The sequence below is a fragment of the Acidovorax sp. SRI_002 genome (assembly GCF_057586455.1).
In genome coordinates, this window is sequence record NZ_JBYCZW010000003.1 from 620751 (window position 1) to 639356 (window position 18606).

Here is an 18606-nt window from a genome sequence, read left to right on the forward strand (position 1 = left end):
AACCGACCAAGGCCCACCACCATGATGCAAAGACGTCTCCTCCTTTCGGCCGCTGTGGCCGCACCCGTGGTGCTGTCTGGCTGCGCCAGCCAGAACCTCGATGGCTACGCCAGCGAAAAGCCGGTGCTCGACCTGGCCCAGTATTTCAACGGCAAGATCGACGCCTACGGCATCTTCCAGGACCGCAGCGGCCAGATCGTCAAGCGCTTCACCGTGGTCATGGACTGCAGCTGGAAAGGCAACGAGGGCGTGCTCGACGAAGCCTTCACCTACTCCGACGGCACCACGCAACGCCGCATCTGGCGGCTGATGAAGCATGCCGACGGCCGCTACACCGGCACCGCCGACGATGTGGTGGGCACGGCCAACGGCCAGACGCGTGGCAACGCCTTCCGCTGGAACTACACGCTGGCCCTGCCTGTGGATGGCAAGGTCTACAACGTGGACCTGGACGACTGGATGTACCTCATCGATGACCGTGTGATGCTCAACCGCGCCACCATGAGTAAGTTCGGATTCCGCCTGGGCGAGATCACCCTGTCCTTCACCAAACGCGTACCATGAGCCTCAATCCTCCCCTGCGCGACTGGCATGGCCGCCGGGCCTGGCTCATCGGGGCCAGCAGCGGCATTGGCCGGGCCACAGCGGCTGCGCTGCATGCGCGCGGCGCGCAGGTCATCGTGTCGGCGCGCAGTGGTGATGCGCTGAACGCCTTTGCCCGGCAGCACCCCGGCAGCACGGCGCTGGCTTTTGACACCGCCGAACCGGCACAGGTGCAGGCCGCCGCCGCGCAGGTGCTGGCGGGTGGTGTGCCCGACATGGTGTGCTATTGCGCGGGCTACTACCGCGACATGCGCGCCACCGACTTCGACCTGGACGTGATGCTGCGCCACGAGCAGATCAACTACAACGGCGTGCTGCATGTGCTGGCTGGCGTGTTGCCCGCCATGCTGACCGCAGCGCAGGCCGGGCGCCCGGGCCATGTGAGCCTGATCAGCAGCGTGGCGGGCTTTCGGGGGCTGCCCAAGAGCCTGGCCTATGGTCCGACCAAGGCGGCGCTCATCAACCTGGCCGAGGCGCTCTACCTGGACCTGCATGACCTGGGCATGGGCGTGAGCGTGATCAACCCGGGCTTTGTGGCCACGCCGCTCACGGCGGGCAACGACTTCACCATGCCGGCCCTCATCTCACCCGAAGCTGCGGCGGCTGCCATCGTGCAGGGCTGGGAGCGGGGGCATTTCGACATCCACTTTCCCAAGCGCTTCACGCGGGTGATGAAACTGCTGCGTGTGCTGCCGTATCGGTGGTACTTTCCGGCGGTTCGCAAATTCACAGGTCTTTGAACGGTATGCACCCACCGGAAACCACGATCGCTACGGAAGAAGCCGTTACGCGCGTCATTGCGTTCTTTGAAAACCTGTCGCCCGCCGATGTGGCGACCATCGGCCAGTTCTATGGGCCTCAGGCGCGCTTCAAGGATCCGTTCAACGAGGTGGTGGGCGTGCCTGCCATCCAGGGCATCTTTGCTCACATGTTCGAGGCACTGGAGCAGCCGCGTTTTGTGGTCACCGGCCGCGTGGTGCAGGGGCAGCAATGTTTTCTGACCTGGGACTTCCTGTTCGCCTTCAAGGACTTCCACAAGGGCGTGACGCAGACGGTGCGCGGTGCCTCGCACCTGGTGCTGGACGAACAAGGCCTGGTGAGCTTGCACCGCGACTATTGGGACGCTGCCGAAGAGCTGTACGAAAAGCTGCCCGTGGTGGGCGCACTGATGCGCTGGCTCAAGAAGCGCGCCAACAGCTGATCGTTGGCCGCTGCCGCTTTGACGCGTTGGTCACGCCAGGGTCTTGATGCGCGGGTGTCCGGGCAGCGGCACGGCGCGCTGCAGCACCCCCTCCGCCAGCCACAGCGCACTGTTCCACGCGCGTTGCGCCACATAAGGCAGCGGCAGCTGCTGGTAGTCGTCGTTGAAGACCTCGAAGCTGTAGTCGCCCTGGTAGCCCATGCCATCGAGCGTGCGCACCAGCTCGGCGAGGGCCTGGCTATGCACGCCCTCGCCAGGGAACACGCGAAAGTGCCGCGCGGTCTCAATGCGCTCCTGCACCGTGCGGGTCTCCTGCCACATGAAGTCCGACAGCTGCACCAGATAGATCTTGGCGGGGTCCACGTCTTCCAAGGCCGAGAGTGGCGTGCTGGTGGCGAACTGGTGGTACGAGTCGATGGCCAGACCGAGGTTGGGGCAATCGGCCTGCTCCACCGCGGCCCAGGCCTGGTGCACTTCGTTGATGTGGCGGCCCCACGAGAGTCCTTCAAACGCCACGCGAATGCCGTGTGGCAGCGCCAGCAGGGCGAGCTTGCGCAGGTCGCGCGCAATCGCCTCGGCATCGGCCGTGGCGTGGGATGAGGTGGAGCTGCAGGCCAGCAGCACGGGCGCGCCCAGGTCGCGCGCCATTAGGATCATCTGCTTGGCAATGTCCACCTTGTAGCTGTGCAGGTGGCCCGACAGGCCCTCGAAGTCGCGCAACACCTGAAAGCCCGTCACGCGCAGGCCGCTGTTGCGCACCGCGTCCACAGCGGCTTCGATGCCCTCAGGGTGGCCCACGATGTCGCGCGCGGCCAGCATGATCTGGCCGAAGCCGGCGGCTTTCACGGCGGCCAGCTTGGCCTCCAGTGGGCCCGCCAGGCTGATGGTGTCCATGCCGAAATCGGCGACGTTGCGTTGCATGGTGGATTGGCGCATGGGCGGTCTCCTGGCTCAGCGGGCGCTGCGCACCAGCTCGAAGCTGGGCGAGGCCGCATCGGCACGCGTCAACGCACCGCGCGTGCCGGTGTGCACGCCCGTGGGCGACTCGACAAACTCCACACCGCGCGCACGCAGCGCTTGCACCGTGGCCAGCACGTCGGGTGTGCCAAAGGCCACGCGCTGCAGCAGCTCCTCGGGGTCGGCATCCAGCACATCGACCAGCGGTTCAATCAGCTGCCAGTGCAGCGTGCCGCAGGGGCTGGCCAGGATGCGGCCATGGGTGAGCACGCCAAACGACTGGTCGGGTGCCAGCTCGGCAAAGCCGAACAATTCCGCGTAGAAGTGAATCCAGTCTGCTGCGCGGCCCAGGCCGATGTACTGCACCACGCCAAACAGGTGCAGGCCCTGCAGCGCGGGCGGGCGCGGGTTGACGGTGGGGATGGGCACAAAGTCCACGTCGTAGATCGAGAACTCTTTCCAGCGGTCCACAAAGTAGATGCGGCTCGCGCCCACGCCGTGGATGGCGGGGATGTTCAGCTCCATCACCTCGACCTCGGTGTGCACGGCCCACGCGCCCAGTTCCAGCACGCGGCGAAATGCTGCGGCTGCATTGCCCACGCGGAAGGCGATGGCGGCCAGCACGGGTGTTTCCGTGAGTGCGGGCGGCGCATGCACGCCGGTGCGTTCGGTGTCCTGGTGCGCGTTGACGATGATGTTCATGTCACCCTGGCGGTACAGCAGCACCTCGCGCGAGCGGTGGCGCGCCACGGGCTGAAAACCCATGCGCTCCAGCGCCTGGCCCAGCGCCTGCGGGCGGCTGGTGGCGTATTCGATGAACTCGATGCCCTGCAGGCCCAGGGGGTTGGGCATGTCGCCCAGCGCTTCGCGGGTGGCCACCATCGGGGTGCTCATGGGTTCAGCTCCTTGTGTTGTTGCGCGGAAGGGTCAGCTGGCGCTGCTGACCAGGCGGCGGAAATGCGCGTCCATGCGCGCCGCATCCGGGGCCTCGCCGGTGAACAGCTCAAACGCTCCCACGGCCTGGCCCACGGCCATGCCGCCGCCGTCCGATACCCGGCAGCCCAGCGCGCGCGCGGCCTGCACCAGGGCGGAGTCGAGCGGGAAATACACGACTTCGGACACCCACATGGCGGGGCGCAGCAGGCCCACATCCAGCGGCAGGCCCGGCAGCTTGTCCATGCCCGTGGGCGTCGCGTGGATCAGGCCGGTGGCCTGCGCCATGGCCGATTGGATGTCGGAGGCTTCAGCACGGGCTCCGTAGAGCGCATTCACGTCGGCCGCCAACTGCGTCGCACGCTCGGGTTGTGCATCGACGATGCTCAGGTGCTCGGCGCCCAGCCGCAGCACGGCATGCGCAATGGCAGCGCCTGCGCCGCCCGCGCCCAGCAGCACCACGCGGCGCAGGTCAGCGCCGGGCAACGCGCGGGTAAAGCCCCAGGCCCAGCCCGATCCGTCGGTGTTGTGTCCCACCAGTTTTCCGTCGCGGATAACCACGGTGTTCACGGCGCCCATGGCGCGCGCTTCTTCCGACAGGCTGTCGAGGTGCGGGATCACCGCCTGTTTGCAGGGGTAGGTCACGTTGCAACCCGCATAGCCCATGATGCGCGCTGCCGACAGCAGCGTGGGCAGTTGTTCGGGTGACGACGCCGAGCGGTCCAGGTCGATGAGCTGGTAGTGCAGGCGCATGCCGTGGTGGCGTGCTTCTTCTTCGTGCAGGGCAGGCGACAGCGACTTCTGGATGCCGGCACCGATCAGCCCGATCAGCACCTTGCGGGGGCTAGTGGAAGACATGGTGGACGTGGTGGGGATGACCGGGGGATCGAGGCGCTGGAGGCTCATGGGGCGGGCGGAATGCGGGGTGAGCGCGCTGCCGGGTTGCTGGTGTGTTCACCGCTCGGCAGCGCAGGGGTTGCAGCGGTTGCTTACTTGCCGCCGCGCAGTTTGGCCAGCGTGGAATAGACCTCTTGCACGGTCTCGGCGCCCACCTTCTCGCTGTGTTTTTCAACGACGGGTTTCACCTTGGCGCGCAGCTTGTCCAGCTCGGCAGGCGAGAACTCGGACACCTGCATGCCCGCCTTCTTGAGGTCTTCGAGCGCCACGTTGGCCTGCACGCGCGACACGCCGCGCTGGAAGGTCGTGGCCTCGGCCATGGCGTCGTTCAGCGCCTTTTGGTCGGCGGGGTTCAGACTGTCCCAGAATTTCTTGCTCACGATCACGGCCTGGGGGTTGTACATGTGGCGCGTGACGGTGAGGTACTTCTGCACCTCGGCAAACTTGGACGACAGGATGGTGGAGAACGGGTTCTCCTGGCCGTCCACGGCCTTCTGTTCCATGGCGGTGTACAGCTCGGGGAAAGGCATGGGCACGGCATTGGCGCCCAGCGCGTTGAAGAGGTCGATGTAGATCGGCGACTGGATCACGCGGATCTTGAGACCCGCGATGTCCTCGGCCTTGGTGATGGGTTTTTTGCTATTGGTGAGGTTGCGGAAACCCAGCTCCCAGTAGCCCAGACCGACCAGGTTTTTGGCCTGAAGCTTGTCGAGCAGTTTCTTGCCGAAGGGGCCGTCGGTCACGGCATCGGCCTCTTGGGGCGTGGCGAACAGGAACGGGAAGTCGTAGATGCCGAACTCCTTGGACTGCGCGGCCAGGATGCCCGCGTTGAGCACGGTCATCTCCACCGTGCCGCCCTGCAGGGCCGACACGGTCTGCAGGTCACCGCCCAGCGTGCCACCGGGGAAGAGCTTGACGGCAATCCGGCCGTTGGTCTTGGCCGCCACGAGGTCGGCAAACTTTTGCGCGCCCTGGGCCTGGGGGTGGTCCTTCTGGTTCTGGAAGGCGAACTTGATGGTGCGCTCCTGGGCGTGTGCAGCGGGCAGCAGCGACGCGGCAACGAGGGCGGTGGCGAGCAGGGTTTTGAGCAGCTTCATGGAAATGTCTCCTTGAGTTTTAGGCGGGGCAGAAACGGAGCGGAAAGAAAAGGGCCGGGGCGCAGATGGGGTCAACCACTCAACCAGCGCAGCGGCACCATGACGATGGAGGGGAACAGCACCAGCAGGAACATCACGGCCAACTGGGCCAGCATGAAGGGCGTGACGCCGCGTGTGACCTGCGACATGGACATGCGCCCCACCCCAGCCACCACGTTGAGCACCGTGCCCACGGGTGGGGTGATGAGCCCGATGGCGTTGTTGATGATGAAGAGCACGCCGAAGTACACCGGGTCGATGCCTGCGGCCTTGACCACCGGCATCAGCACGGGCGTAAGGATCAGGATGGTCGGCGTCATGTCCATGGCCGTGCCCACCACCATGACCAGCAGCATGATGGCGATCAGCAGCAGCGTTGGGTTGCCCATGAAGGGCTCCAGCATGCCGATGACCTTGGAGGGCAGGTCGGCCACGGTGATCAGCCAGGCGGACACCATGGCGGCTGCCACCAGGAACATCACCACCGCGCTGGTGCGGGCCGAGGCGCGGAAGATGTCGGCCAGCTGGCGCCAGCTCAGCTCGCGGTAGACCATCATGGACACGAACAGCGCATACACGGCGGCCACCACGGCGGCTTCGGTGGGGGTGAAGACACCCATGCGCAGCCCCACCAGGATGATGATGGGCAGGCCCAGCGCCCACACGGCTTCGCGCAAGGCCACGGCCAGTTCGGCTCGGGTGGCCCGCTTTGGGGGCGCCACATCTTCGCGCCGCACCAGCCACCACCAGGTGAGGGCCAGCGCCACCCCCAGCAGGATGCCGGGCACGATGCCCGCCAGAAACAGCTTGCTGATGGACACGTTGGCCGCCACGCCAAAGATCACGAAACCGATGGACGGCGGGATCACCGGGGCGATGATGCCGGCCGACGCAATGAGCCCGGCCGAGCGTTCCTTGTTGTGGCCCGCAGCCACCATCATGGGCAGCAGCAGGGAGGCCAGCGCTGCCGCATCGGCTACGGCCGAGCCCGATACGGCGGCCAGGATCACCGCCGCCATGATGGCTACATAACCCAGTCCGCCGGGCACATGGCCGACCAGCGTGAGCGCCAGCTTCACGATGCGCTTGGACAGGCCGCCCACATTCATGATCTCGCCCGCCAGCATGAAGAAGGGCACGGCCAGCAGCGGAAAGCTGTCGGCACCGTTGATCACGTTCTGCGCCAGGATCTGCGCATCGAACAGGTCCAAGTGCCACATCAGCGCCACGCCGCTGATGAGCAGCGCAAACGCGATGGGAATGCCGATCGCCATGGCGAGCAGCAGGGAGCCGAGGAAGATGGTGACGGTCATGGTGGAGAGCCTGTGCGGAGGGTTCAGGGGCGGCGGCTGCCGGGCGCTTCGTGGGATGCATCGGTGCCCGCAGGGCGGTGCGCCAGGGCCCCCAGTTCTTCGCTCTCCTGCACCATGACCAGCTCGTGCTCAGCCAGCGGAACGAACAGCGTGCGCAGCAGGTCGTGCAGCAAGATGGCAATCCCCGACCCGCCCATCAGCACGCCACTGGCGTAGAAGATGCCCACCGAGGCGCCGGTCACGGGTGCTTCGGTGTCCCAATTAATCAGCATTTGGGCCCAGCTGCCACTGAGCAGCAGCCACGACACGTACAGCATGGCGATCTGTGCCAGCACCAGGCAGGCCTTCTTGCCCACAGCGGGTAGGCGCGACACCAGCGCATCCGTGCCCAGGTGGCCGTGTTCGCGCAGCGCCACCACGGCGCCCATGAAGGTCAGCCACACAAACAGCCAGCGCGAGAGTTCCTCCGACACGGTGATGCCGGAGTTCAGGGTGTAGCGCAGCACCACATTGCCAAACACCAGCACCACCATCACCGCCAGGCACAGGCCAGCCAGTACATCCAGCACGCGGGTGTATCCCCGCAGCACGCGGTCGGCCAGTGCAAACATGGTGTCTCCAGTCGTTGTATTGAAACGCTGGAAGAATTTTGTACGAACTGGTTAGTATTTGATCTAGGTGCAAACCCTGCATGGTTTGTCATGGCAGCACGCAGCCATGCACGGCGCGCGACCAGGGTGCCGATGAGGAGCTTTTTGATGTGGGCCGGTGTGCGCCCGGGCCGGGAGGGTCAGGGCCGCAGAAAGCGCACGATCATCTCGATGATCGATTCACGGCGTTGCGCCGTGGCGGCAGGGGTGTCGAGGGAGCGCTTGAAAATTGCGCCAAAGGTGTGGCGGTTGGCCTCGTTGAAGAAACACAGGGCCGAGATGGACATGTGCAGGTCCACCGGGTCCACGTCCGGTCGGAACACGCCCGCCGCCACACCACGCTGGTACACATCGCGCACGGCATGGATGACGGGGATGTTCAGTTCCTGGATCGTGGCCGACTTGGTGATGTACTCGCCCCGGTGCATGTTCTCGTTCATCACCAGGCGGATGAAGTCGGGGTTGGCGAGCTGGTAGTCCACCGTGAAGCCCACCAGCGTGCGCAGGGCCTGCTCGGGCGCCAGGTCTTCCAGGTGCAGCTCCGATTCGATGCGCCGGATGCGGCGGTAGGCCTCCTCCAGCACCGCGACATACAGACCTTCCTTGCTACCGAAGTAGTAGTAGATCATGCGCTTGCTGGTGCTTGTCAATGCCGCGATCTCGTCGATGCGCGCCCCAGCCAGGCCCTTGTCCGCAAACTCTGCCGTGGCTACCTGCAGGATGTTGGCCATCGTGCGGTCGGGGTCGTTGACGCGCACCCGGTCCGCCCCGGGCGTGGTGGCGGCCTCGCGCGCCGCGCGCTGGAGGGTAGCCCGCACATCGCCAGGTTTCGGAGGGGTTTGAACCATTTCGTTCATAAGCGCCCAAGCATACGGCAAGCTCGGCGCAGGGGGGGCAAAAAACCCATGCCCGCTCTCGCTGGCCGCTCAGGACGGTTTGGTATCGGCGAAGCTAGGGCGCAGCATCAGCTTGTCGAGCAGCTTGCCCAGGTTGGGGTACTCGCTGCGCCAGGCGATGTCGGGGAATCGGAATTCCAGCCAGCCCAAGGCGCAGCCCACGGCGATGTCGGACAGACTGAGGTGGATGCCGCTGCAATACGGCTTGTCGCCCAGGCCCTGGCTCATGGACTTGAGGCCGTCGTTCACCTTGATCAGCTGGCGGTCGATCCAGGCCTGGCTGCGCTCGCTGTCCTTGCGGTGGGCCCAGGTGGCTTCCAGGCGGGCCAGGATGGCGGCATCCATCACACCATCGGCCAGTGCCTCCCAGGTCTTGACCTCGGCGCGTTCGCGGCCTTGCGACGGGATCAGCTTGCCCACGGGCGACAGGGTGTCGAGGTATTCGACGATCACGCGGGAGTCAAACACCGCCTCGCCGCCTTCCATTACCAGGCAGGGCACTTTGCCCAAGGGGTTGGAGGTGGAAATATGGGTGTCGTCTGCCCAGACGTTTTCTTGCACGAACTGGTAGTCGAGCTTTTTCTCGGCCATCACGATACGTACCTTGCGTACGTAGGGGCTGGCGGTGGCTCCGATCAATTTCATGGTGTGTCTTCCAGGGCGCGGGATAGGCTGAACGATTCGAGATTGATTCTATCGGCAGCTGCCCGCCCGCAAGCTGACGGCTGCGTGGCGCTTACACACCACGCCTACAATGGCGCGCCATGAGCCTGTCCACCATTACCGCCCTGTCGCCGCTTGACGGCCGTTACGCCAGCAAACTTGCCGCCCTGCGCCCCATCATGAGCGAACACGGCTACATGCACCGCCGTGTGCAGGTGGAAGTGGCCTGGTTCATTGCCCTGTCGGATGCCGGTTTTGCCGAGTTCAAGCCCCTGACCACGGGCGCCCGCGCCTATCTGCTCGGCCTGATCAAGAACTTCTCCGAAGCTGACGCCGCCGCCATCAAAGAGATCGAAAAAACAACAAACCACGACGTCAAAGCCGTCGAATACTGGATCAAGAGCAAGTTCGAGGCGCGCCCCGAGCTGGAAAAGGCCTCCGAATTTGTGCACTTTGCCTGCACCAGCGAAGACATCAACAACACCAGCCACGCGCTGCAGCTGCGTTCAGGTCGCGACCAGGTCATCCTGCCGGGCCTGGACCGCATCGTGCTCAAGCTGCGCGAAATGTCGCACGCCTTTGCCGACGTGCCCATGCTCAGCCGCACCCACGGCCAGACCGCCAGCCCCACCACCGTGGGCAAGGAAATGGCCAACGTGGTGATGCGCCTGCAAACGGCCTGCGAGAAGATCGCCGCCGTCAAGATCATGGGCAAGATGAACGGCGCCGTGGGCAACTACAACGCCCACCTGTCCGCCTGGCCTGAGTTTGACTGGGAAGCCTTCAGCAAGAAGGTCATCGAAACGCCCGAACCGCTGGGCCTGGGCCTGACCTTCCAGCCCTACTCGATCCAGATCGAGCCGCACGACTACATGGCCGAGCTGTTCGATGCCGTGGCCCGCGCCAACACCATCCTGATCGACCTGTCGCGCGACATCTGGGGCTACGTGAGCCTGGGCTACTTCAAGCAGCGCCTGAAGGCGGGCGAGATTGGTTCCAGCACCATGCCGCACAAGGTCAACCCGATTGACTTTGAAAACGCCGAAGGCAATCTGGGCCTGGCCAACGCGCTGCTCAAGCACCTGTCTGAAAAGCTGCCCATCAGCCGTTGGCAGCGGGATCTGACCGACAGCACCGTGCTGCGCAACATGGGCGTGGCCCTGGGCTACGCGGCGCTGGCCTATGCCTCGCTGTTGACCGGCCTGAACAAGCTGGAGCTGAACGAAGAAGCGCTGGCCGAAGACCTGGATGCTTCGTGGGAAGTGCTGGCCGAGCCCATCCAGACGGTGATGCGACGCTTTGGTGTGCAGGGCGCTTACGAAAAGCTCAAGGAAGTCACGCGCGGCAAGACCGTGACGGCCGAAGCGCTGCATGGGCTGATTGCCTCGCTGGAAATCCCCCAGGCTGAAAAAGACCGCCTGCTCGCGATGACTCCGGGTAGCTATGTGGGCAAGGCCGCCGAACTGGCACGAAGGGTGTGACCCCCCTGAGACGCTGCGCGCCTTCCCCCCGAGGGGGACGCAACCCGTGGCCCGGCAAAGCCGGTTCCACGGTTGCGCTGGCTTGGGCACCGCCGGTTGCGTGCGCTGCCGGTCTTTTGAGATATTTTTTGCCTCTGGCGCTTTTCCGATAAGCGGCGGCAGCTATCAATTTAATAGTGAGGCTGCATGGCCATCAAATCCACCATCTTCAAGGCGAACCTCCAGATCGCCGACATCGACCACGGCTACTACGCTGACCACGCCCTCACGCTGGCGCGCCACCCCAGCGAGACCGACGAGCGCATGATGGTCCGGCTGGCTGCTTTGGCCATCCAGGCGCACCAGCTCAACGACCTCTGCAACGGCGACGCCACGCTGGCATTTGGTGCGGGGCTGTCGGACCCGGATGACCCGGATGCCTCGCTCACCGACTTTACCGGCCGCAAGCGCGTGTGGATTGAGGTGGGCCAGCCCGAAGACAAGCCGCTCACCAAGGCCTGCAGCAAGGCCGATTCTGTGATCGTCTACTGCTTCAACCACGCCGCAGAGATCTGGTGGAAAGGCATCGAGACCAAACTGTCACGCCTGGAAAAGCTGCAGGTCTGGCGCATCCCCACGGAGGCATCCCAGGCACTGGCGCAGCTGGCCGAGCGCAGCATGCAACTGCAGGCTACGGTGCAGGAAGGCGCGATCACCCTGAGCAGCACGCAGGGCAGTGTGCATGTGGAGCCCGTGCGCTGGAAGTGACTGGAATACTGTTCAAAATGGCCTCTGGCGCTTGATGGATAAGCGCTAACAGCTATCAATTTGGTAGTTTCTGGCTCAGTCTCGTGGCATGAGCGCGCCACACTGCCAGCACTGCTCGAATCCGCCTTCGACCGTCTCGCCGCACTGGCATGCCCAGCGGCGCTGTGGCAAATCCTGAAGCTCCTGCAGCAGCGCGCGTGCGCGGGTGGCGTGTTCGTCGTAGTCCAGCCAGATTTCGGGCAGGCACTGGTCCGGCGGCAGGTGCCCCGCAGCGGCACCCAGATACTGGCGCTGCACGGAGGCCGTCATGCCCGCTTCGCACAACAAGTCCGCCCACAGCGTGGCGATGGCGATGTTCGGGGCTTGGGTGAGGCGCAGCATGGGCCCACCATAGCCGTTTGACCGCCGGGCGTACAGCCCCCGTATGTTTGCAGCTTGCGAGGCGGGGCGACGTGTTGAAAAGAAAAGGAGCGGGTTAGGTCGCGTTCGCTGGCGCCGGCGCTTTGGAAACCCCTTCGGCCGCCCGTTCTGCATAGCGGTTGAACCGCCACGCAGAGTGCTCCAGCGTGATGCGTCGCCACACCGCGCGTTTTTCGGCAGGGCCCATCGCGGGCCAGAACTGCACTTCGTCAAACGTGCGCCCGCACCCCTTGCACAGGTCGTCGCCCTGGCTGGTGGAGCAGATGGCGATACAGGGCGTGTCGGGCGTGGTGCCGTACCAGGCATGCCAGGCATCCAGGGCATCCGGGGGCAGGCGGTCTTCTTCCACCACGTCCTCGCGCCGGAACACCATCTGCGCATAGACCTCTGCCAGCGCGCGGATCTCCGGGGCCAGGGAGACTCCGTCGGGCGAAGGCACCCGGCTGCGCCAGTGGTTGATGGCAGCTTCGATGTCGGTGATGTGGATGGCGGCCATGGAGGTTTGAGCGAAGGGGCTGGATCATAGCCGCGCGGACAAGGCAACCCTGGCAAAGGTGTTTTGTAGGGAGCAACGGCCCCTTTCTGGCAGCCCTTGAGGGGGCGTGTACGCAATAACCACAATCGTGCTGCCCTTGCGCGACCGTGCGGGCGATGTTCCAATCGACGCTTCGAAGGGGAGTAGCTCCCGACTTGCATTCCGGCATTGCCAATTTTTGGTGCGTGGGGGCGCGAGGCATCGGAACCGTCGTCAGTACGAAGCGAAACATCGCTTCCGGCGGTCCGGGTTCAGCGCATACCGCAAGGGCGCCGGGCTGAGCAAGACCTTTGATGGGCCCGCTGGGGCTGATCAAGGCCGTCCTTTCGTTGCTTGCCCTGTCAGGGCAGTCCTTGATCCCCCGACCGCAGGCCCTTTATCCCATGGGTGGACTCGGCGCTACAGTGGCGGCGAACTCCCCCTTCGCGTGTATTGATACTGAGGAATTTATGGACTTTTTGGCTTCGCCCGAATTCTGGCTCGCACTCGGCCAGATCATCATCATCGACATCTTGCTGGGCGGCGACAACGCGGTGGTCATCGCGCTGGCCTGCCGCAAGCTGCCTCCGGCCCAGCGTACCAAGGGCATCATCTGGGGCACTGCCGGGGCCATTGTTCTGCGTGTGATCCTGATCGCCTTTGCGATGACCCTGCTGGCGCTGCCGTTCCTCAAGTTCGTGGGCGCGCTGTTGCTGGTGTGGATTGGCGTCAAACTGCTGGCTCCCGATGAAGAGGGCCACGGCGACGTGCAAGGCAGCGACAAGCTGCTGGCCGCCATCAAGACCATCATCGTGGCCGACCTGGTGATGAGCGTGGACAACGTGATCGCCATTGCGGGCGCTGCGCAGAATGCGGGCGAGCACCAGTTCCTGCTGGTCGTGCTGGGCCTTCTGATCTCTATCCCGATCATCGTCTGGGGCAGCCAGCTGGTCATCAAGCTCATGGAGCGTTTCCCGATGATCATCACGGCGGGCGGCATGCTGCTGGGCTGGATCGCTGGCGGTATGCTGGTGACGGACCCTGCTTTCTCGAACCCCGACAAGTGGCAGTGGATGCTGAAACTGCCACAGACAGACATGATCAAGTACGGTGCCAGCGTGGCGGGTGCGCTGCTGGTTCTGCTGGCTGGCAAGATCATCGTTGCGCGCCGCGCGGCGGCGGCACCTGCCGAGCAGCAGGGCTAAAGGCAGGCATACGGAACCGACCATTACAAAAGGGGGCTCTATGCCCCCTTTTGTCCTTGGTCCTCAATGGGAGTCGGTATGGACAGAGTCATCGTGTATGTAGACGACGCGGTTTATGCGCAGCAGGTGCTGGCACCTTTGTTCGCGCGCGACGCGGCCGCCAGAACACAATGGGTGCTGGTGGCCTGCGCGCCCCGGATGACCCACCGCATCAGCAAGTGGGTGAGCCACAGCGCCCGTGAAAACTGGCGCGCCAAGTGGGCTGACAAGCTGTTTGCCCAGATCCTTCCCGCGTTGCGGGTGCCCACAGACAGAGTGACCACCGTACTGGCCAAGGGGCCGCTGGCGGAGCTGACCGATCAGCTGCAGGCTGCAGGCGCCTCCGCGGCCCAGGTGGTAGATGCGCGCCGGCCCAAGACGAATATGGCACAAGAGCCTGCGCCTGTGCGCCCGGACAAAGGCTGGTCGCCAATGCCAGGAACGCTGGGCAGCCTGCTCACGGGTTGCGGAGCGTTGTGGATGCTGGCTTTCGAATAAGCAGTCAGCGCAGGGGCAGATTGCCAGGGGCTTGGCTCCCGCTTTGCGCATTTCTTGGTTCCCTCGGCCGGTGCTATTCTCCGGCCATGAAACTCCTCCTGAAATGGCTTCTCAGCGCCGCATCTCTGCTGTTTGTGGCCTATGTCTACAGCGGTGTGGAAGTGCAGAGCTTCACCTCCGCGCTGATCGCGGCCTTTGTCATTGGCCTGTTCAACGTGGTGTTGCGGCCCGTGCTGGTGGTGCTGACGCTGCCGGTCACCATCGTCACCGTCGGCCTTTTTCTCTTCGTCATCAACGCGCTCATGTTCTGGGCCGCCGCCAGCGTACTGGACGGGTTCCACGTCAATGGCTTCGGCGCGGCGCTGCTCGGGTCGCTGATCTATTCGCTGCTGGGTGTGCTGATTGAATCAGCGCTCGGCGGCCTGTTCGCGAAGAAGTGACTCCACCGCGCGCAGCCGGGTGTCGATGATGGACGCCTCAATGTGGTCCACCTGCGGTCCACCCCGCCGTGCCAGATCCTGACCCGCCTTGAAGCGGTCTACCGCAGCTGCATAGTCATAGCGCGCGGCGTGGGCCTCTGCCTCGGCGCGCACTGCGCGCAGTGCCTGGCCTTGGGCCTGCCAGGTGGACGCCAAAAGCTGCCACGCCGTCGCATCCCGGGGGTTTGTGGCTACCCAGGTTTGCAGGGCGCTGGTTCCTTCACCAGCGCGCCCGGCGCGCAGCAAGGCCTGTGTGCGCAAAACCAGTTCAGGGCGCCGGTTGCTGCTGCTGCCGCTGCTGGTGTTGTTCGCATCGGCAGCCAGTGCGTTGACAGCGGCCGCAGCGTCGCCTGCTGCCAGTTCGATCTCGGCGGCGAGCAGCTTTGCCAGTCGGTGGGCCGCGGCATCATTGCGCACCAGGTCCTCCAGCTTCTTTGCGGCAGCGCGTGCACCTGCAGCGTCTCGAAGCTGGTTGCTGCCCAGCGCAGCCGCGTACAGCACGCCCACGCGCCGGGAGGCGGGCAGGGCTGCAAAACCGGAACCTTGCGGCTCGGCAATCCACTGGCGCAAGGTGTCCACGCCGGGGTTGGCCAATACCCGAGCACGCGCTGCAACCATGGCGTGTTCCAAGGTCGATGGCACTGTGGCCGCTGCGGCAGCCTCTCCGGGCGGAAGGCGCGAATGCATGTCTGCCATGCGCTCGGTGGTCAGCGGGTGGCTGCGCAGATATGGCCACGAACCGTTGTCGTTGAGCCGGTTGGCCTGCTGGAGCTTGTCAAACATGCTGACAAAGCCCTGCGGCGCGAACCCGGCAGGAGCCATCAGGCCGTAGCCAATACGGTCCGCCTCCCGCTCCATATCGCGAGAAAAGTTCAGCTGGTTCTGCATGGCCAGCGCCTGCCCCCCCACCACCAGCGCCTGCGTGGCGCCCGGATTCTTGCTGGCCGCCAGCGCGCCCAGAATCATCGCCCCCAGCAGCAGGGGCGTCTGCTTGCTTTGCTGGGTGATCAGGCGCGAGATGTGGCGCTGGGTGACGTGGCTGAGCTCGTGGGCCAGCACCGAGGCCAGCTCGTCGCGGGTGGTAACGACCCCGATCAGGCCGAGGTGCACGCCCAGATAGCCGCCCGGCAGCGCAAACGCGTTCACCGTGCGGTCGCGCCCCAGCAGGATCTCCCACGCGAAGCGCTCATCCAGCTCCGGCGAGAGCTCCCCGCGCGCCTTGGCTGCAGCCATCAAAGGGCGCCAGATACCCTGCACATAGTCGGCAATGACGGGGTCGTCGATGTAGTCGGGGTCTCTGTAGAGTTCGCGGATGATGCGGTCACCCAGGCGGCGCTCGGCGCTGGTGGTGAGGTCGCTGGGGTCGCCGAGGGTGGGGAGGCTAGTCTGGGCTATCGCGGGGACCGTCCAACCGATGATTGCTATAAAAAAAGAAGTTTCTAGCGCTTTCCTAATGAGCGCTAGAAGCCAGTTTTTATCAAAATATCTGCCAGGCAGATCTCTGAGACAAAGCAAAATCGTGGTGCGCATGCCCGTATGATGCCTCGCCCCCCTGTATGTTTCATACCCTGTAGTAAACCAGTGCACCTGCCTGATCCATGAGCAACCCCCCCCTCACCCATTTCGACGAGCACGGACAAGCCCACATGGTGGACGTTGGCGGCAAGCCTGCGACCCACCGCGTGGCCGTCGCCAAAGGGCGTATCGACATGCAGCCGCAGACGCTGGCGCTCATCGAATCAGGCACCGCCAAGAAAGGCGATGTGCTGGGCATTGCCCGCCTAGCAGGCATCATGGCGGCCAAGAAGACCAGCGATCTGATCCCGCTGTGCCACCCCCTGGCACTGACACGCGTGGCCTTGGAATTTGAACTGCTCCCCGCCGAACAGGCCGTGCTATGCACCGCCACCGTTGAGACCGTGGGGCCGACCGGGGTGGAGGTGGAGGCGTTGATGGCGGTGCAGGTGGCACTGCTCACCATCTATGACATGTGCAAGGCGGTGGATCGGGGGATGGTGATCAACGTGGTGCGGGTGGCGGAGAAGCGGGGGGGGAAGTCGGGGAGTTTTGTTGCGTTGGGCTAAATGGGAGCGCCGGACGGACCCGAAAAACATAGGCCAGAAAATAATTCATGATTTCACTTGCATGCCCTTTTTATAACGAAGCCGCCGTAGTTGACTCCTTTATTGAAAGGGTGGCGATTGTTATGCAGAGCCTGGGTATGGCATATGAAATTGTTTGCGTCAATGATGGGAGTACTGACGATACGCTGAATTTGCTGCGTGCGCATGCCCGAATCAATCCGGCTGTGCGTGTTATTGATTTGTCTCGCAACTTTGGAAAAGAGGCCGCGCTCTCGGCTGCTATCGATCACTCGAGAGGTGCTGCGGTCATCCTTATTGATGCCGATCTACAAGATCCTCCCGAACTGATCCCGGAAATGATCGCCCGTTGGCTCTCAGGCAATGAAGTGGTTCTGGCCCGACGCAAGGACCGCTCCAACGATAGTTGGCTCAAGCGAAGTACCTCGCATGCTTTTTATCGCCTTCACAACGTTGTAGCTGAGAGGCCAATACCTGCAGATGTCGGCGATTTCCGGTTGCTGGACCGCAAGGTGGTACGCGCTATTCAAAGGCTTCCTGAGCGTCGTCGCTTCATGAAAGGGCTGCTTTCGTGGGTAGGCTTTCAGACCACTATTGTCGACTATGTTCGTGAACCTCGTGCAGCAGGTAGTACAAAATTTTCAGCTTGGAAATTATGGAACTTCGCCCTGGAGGGTATCACTTCATTTAGCACTGCTCCACTTCGAATTTGGACCTATATTGGCTTTGTTGTGGCCTTTGCATCATTTTGTCATGGTATATTTATCGTGATTTACACTTTGTTGGGTGGGGTGGATGTGCCGGGATATGCGTCCCTTCTCACTGCTATCTTGTTCTTGGGTGGAGTGCAATTGATCGGAATAGGTGTTTTGGGGGAATATATCGGTCGAATTCACGCTGAGTCTAAGCAAAGACCTATATACATAGTCCGCTCAATATATCCCCACGATGTCACCTGAAGTCTACGAGGAAATGGCCCGGCTTGAGGATGAGCACTGGTGGTTCGTAGCTCGGCGCGCAATTTTACAAAGCGTCTTACAGGCATTACCACTGCCCGCCACCCCCCATATTCTGGAGCTTGGATGTGGAACGGGGGGGAATCTTCCAATGCTGCGGGAGTTCGGAGCAGTCACGGCAGTGGAGATGAATGATTCTGCCCGCAGATATGCACACGCGCGCAATGACTGCAGTGTGTTGCCGGGCCATTTACCCCACCATCTCCCCTCATTACCTCCAGTTGATCTGGTCTGTCTTTTTGATGTGCTTGAGCATATCCCCGACGACTTTGCCGCGCTTCAAAGCATTCTGAACAATGTCAAACCCGGGGGGCATCTTGTGCTGACCGTACCAGCATATCAGTGGCTTTGGAGTGAACATGACATCGCCCATCACCATCAGCGAAGGTACCGGGCCGGTCCCTTGCGCGCCATGGCCGAGCGAGCGGGCTGGCAGGTCCGCCGAGTAGGTTACTTCAATACGTGGCTATTGCCTCTGGTGGCCGCGCATCGCATCAAACAGCGGCTTCTTTCAAGGAGCAACACGAAAAGTGATGCTCGCCTACCTGCGCGCTGGGTTAACTCGTTACTCCAGCGCGTTTTCGCTTCAGAGGCGCGCTGGCTGCGCCAACATACTTTTCCTTGCGGTGTATCCATTGTTGCTGTGTTGGTGCGCAAGTAATGAATAGCCCAAAGATTGCGTAATGCTCATTTAAACGCTCGATGCATTTGAGTCAATATTATTTTGCCGCTCAATGATTTTGAAATAATTATCAATGTTTTAATATGTGTATTGATGCCGTAAAATTTTATCGAAAATATCGAAGACTGTAGAAAAGGCTCTCTAAATATCTAGCTGAAATTTATTTGTTTGTAT

At 63.2% G+C, this 18606-nt stretch carries 22 protein-coding genes; 11 read left to right on the forward strand and 11 right to left on the reverse strand.

What is annotated here, in order from left to right:
• The first annotated feature begins 21 nt into the window (after positions 1-21).
• The 3 genes from AC2YJX_RS10960 to AC2YJX_RS10970 are packed head-to-tail and all read left to right on the forward strand — an operon-like array spanning position 22 to position 1804.
• Positions 22-564: a DUF3833 domain-containing protein gene (locus AC2YJX_RS10960; protein WP_487256049.1), complete on the forward strand. Its 543-nt coding sequence runs from the start codon at positions 22-24 to the stop codon at positions 562-564.
• Positions 561-1343 carry an SDR family NAD(P)-dependent oxidoreductase gene (locus tag AC2YJX_RS10965; protein ID WP_121508179.1) on the forward strand — a complete coding sequence of 261 codons (783 nt, stop codon included), beginning with the start codon at positions 561-563 and terminating at the stop codon, positions 1341-1343. The genes AC2YJX_RS10960 and AC2YJX_RS10965 overlap by 4 nt, the downstream gene beginning before the upstream one ends.
• A gap of 5 nt (positions 1344-1348) precedes the next feature.
• Entirely contained in the window at positions 1349-1804 is a 456-nt protein-coding gene (locus AC2YJX_RS10970) for a nuclear transport factor 2 family protein (protein ID WP_055394683.1), read from the forward strand.
• Positions 1805-1834: 30 nt separating this feature from the next.
• Here the strand turns inward: AC2YJX_RS10970 and AC2YJX_RS10975 are convergent, their stop codons facing one another.
• The 8 genes from AC2YJX_RS10975 to AC2YJX_RS11010 all read right to left on the reverse strand — a co-directional run bounded on the left by AC2YJX_RS10975 (position 1835) and on the right by AC2YJX_RS11010 (position 9231).
• Positions 1835-2740, reverse strand: coding sequence for a sugar phosphate isomerase/epimerase family protein (locus AC2YJX_RS10975; RefSeq protein ID WP_487256050.1), 906 nt, complete (start codon positions 2738-2740; stop codon positions 1835-1837).
• Between the two features lie 15 nt (positions 2741-2755).
• The gene (locus AC2YJX_RS10980) at positions 2756-3655 is read right to left on the reverse strand and encodes a VOC family protein (RefSeq protein WP_487256051.1); all 900 of its coding nucleotides are present in this window, start codon (positions 3653-3655) and stop codon (positions 2756-2758) included.
• A 33-nt stretch (positions 3656-3688) separates the two neighbouring features.
• The gene (locus AC2YJX_RS10985; RefSeq protein ID WP_487256052.1) at positions 3689-4552 is read right to left on the reverse strand and encodes a shikimate dehydrogenase; all 864 of its coding nucleotides are present in this window, start codon (positions 4550-4552) and stop codon (positions 3689-3691) included.
• 131 nt (positions 4553-4683) lie between these two features.
• Complete coding sequence (locus AC2YJX_RS10990; protein ID WP_121508184.1) at positions 4684-5688, reverse strand: TRAP transporter substrate-binding protein; 1005 nt, start codon at positions 5686-5688, stop codon at positions 4684-4686.
• A 71-nt stretch (positions 5689-5759) separates the two neighbouring features.
• A complete protein-coding gene (locus AC2YJX_RS10995; protein WP_487256053.1) occupies positions 5760-7040 on the reverse strand; it encodes a TRAP transporter large permease subunit in 1281 nt (426 codons plus the stop codon).
• Between the two features lie 23 nt (positions 7041-7063).
• Complete coding sequence (locus AC2YJX_RS11000; protein WP_487256054.1) at positions 7064-7651, reverse strand: TRAP transporter small permease; 588 nt, start codon at positions 7649-7651, stop codon at positions 7064-7066.
• A gap of 179 nt (positions 7652-7830) precedes the next feature.
• A complete protein-coding gene (locus AC2YJX_RS11005) occupies positions 7831-8547 on the reverse strand; it encodes a TetR/AcrR family transcriptional regulator (RefSeq protein WP_487256055.1) in 717 nt (238 codons plus the stop codon).
• Between the two features lie 69 nt (positions 8548-8616).
• The gene (locus AC2YJX_RS11010) at positions 8617-9231 is read right to left on the reverse strand and encodes a glutathione S-transferase N-terminal domain-containing protein (protein WP_055394547.1); all 615 of its coding nucleotides are present in this window, start codon (positions 9229-9231) and stop codon (positions 8617-8619) included.
• Between the two features lie 119 nt (positions 9232-9350).
• Between AC2YJX_RS11010 and purB the strand changes: the two genes are divergently transcribed.
• Together purB and AC2YJX_RS11020 are read left to right on the forward strand one after the other, a co-directional pair.
• The gene (gene purB / locus AC2YJX_RS11015; RefSeq protein WP_121421591.1) at positions 9351-10730 is read left to right on the forward strand and encodes an adenylosuccinate lyase; all 1380 of its coding nucleotides are present in this window, start codon (positions 9351-9353) and stop codon (positions 10728-10730) included.
• A 186-nt stretch (positions 10731-10916) separates the two neighbouring features.
• Positions 10917-11477 (forward strand): YaeQ family protein, encoded by a 561-nt coding sequence (locus tag AC2YJX_RS11020; RefSeq protein WP_008903834.1) that lies wholly within the window; start codon positions 10917-10919, stop codon positions 11475-11477.
• Between the two features lie 75 nt (positions 11478-11552).
• Here AC2YJX_RS11020 and AC2YJX_RS11025 read toward each other — a convergent pair whose 3' ends face one another.
• Positions 11553-11858, reverse strand: a complete 306-nt coding sequence (locus AC2YJX_RS11025; RefSeq protein WP_055394551.1) for a putative signal transducing protein — start codon at positions 11856-11858, stop codon at positions 11553-11555.
• A 94-nt stretch (positions 11859-11952) separates the two neighbouring features.
• Positions 11953-12393, reverse strand: a complete 441-nt coding sequence (locus tag AC2YJX_RS11030) for a DUF3717 domain-containing protein (RefSeq protein WP_487256056.1) — start codon at positions 12391-12393, stop codon at positions 11953-11955.
• Positions 12394-12881: 488 nt separating this feature from the next.
• On the opposite strand from AC2YJX_RS11030, the gene AC2YJX_RS11035 reads away from it, so the two are divergent.
• From AC2YJX_RS11035 to AC2YJX_RS11045, 3 genes are all read left to right on the forward strand, one after another.
• The gene (locus AC2YJX_RS11035) at positions 12882-13616 is read left to right on the forward strand and encodes a TerC family protein (RefSeq protein WP_055394555.1); all 735 of its coding nucleotides are present in this window, start codon (positions 12882-12884) and stop codon (positions 13614-13616) included.
• A gap of 78 nt (positions 13617-13694) precedes the next feature.
• Positions 13695-14153 (forward strand): hypothetical protein, encoded by a 459-nt coding sequence (locus tag AC2YJX_RS11040; RefSeq protein WP_436129347.1) that lies wholly within the window; start codon positions 13695-13697, stop codon positions 14151-14153.
• Positions 14154-14239: 86 nt separating this feature from the next.
• Positions 14240-14593: a phage holin family protein gene (locus AC2YJX_RS11045; protein WP_055394559.1), complete on the forward strand. Its 354-nt coding sequence runs from the start codon at positions 14240-14242 to the stop codon at positions 14591-14593.
• On the opposite strand, the gene AC2YJX_RS11050 is transcribed toward AC2YJX_RS11045, so the two are convergent.
• Complete coding sequence (locus AC2YJX_RS11050) at positions 14561-16162, reverse strand: M48 family metalloprotease (protein WP_487256057.1); 1602 nt, start codon at positions 16160-16162, stop codon at positions 14561-14563. The two genes, AC2YJX_RS11045 and AC2YJX_RS11050, sit on opposite strands and share 33 nt — an antisense overlap.
• A gap of 68 nt (positions 16163-16230) precedes the next feature.
• Between AC2YJX_RS11050 and moaC the strand changes: the two genes are divergently transcribed.
• From moaC to AC2YJX_RS11065, 3 genes are read left to right on the forward strand one after another with little or no spacing between them, the layout of a single operon-like run.
• Complete coding sequence (gene moaC / locus AC2YJX_RS11055; protein WP_487256058.1) at positions 16231-16716, forward strand: cyclic pyranopterin monophosphate synthase MoaC; 486 nt, start codon at positions 16231-16233, stop codon at positions 16714-16716.
• Positions 16717-16763: 47 nt separating this feature from the next.
• A complete protein-coding gene (locus tag AC2YJX_RS11060; protein WP_487256059.1) occupies positions 16764-17693 on the forward strand; it encodes a glycosyltransferase family 2 protein in 930 nt (309 codons plus the stop codon).
• Complete coding sequence (locus AC2YJX_RS11065; protein WP_487256060.1) at positions 17683-18411, forward strand: class I SAM-dependent methyltransferase; 729 nt, start codon at positions 17683-17685, stop codon at positions 18409-18411. Before AC2YJX_RS11060 ends, AC2YJX_RS11065 begins: the two co-directional genes overlap by 11 nt.
• Positions 18412-18606: the final 195 nt, after the last annotated feature.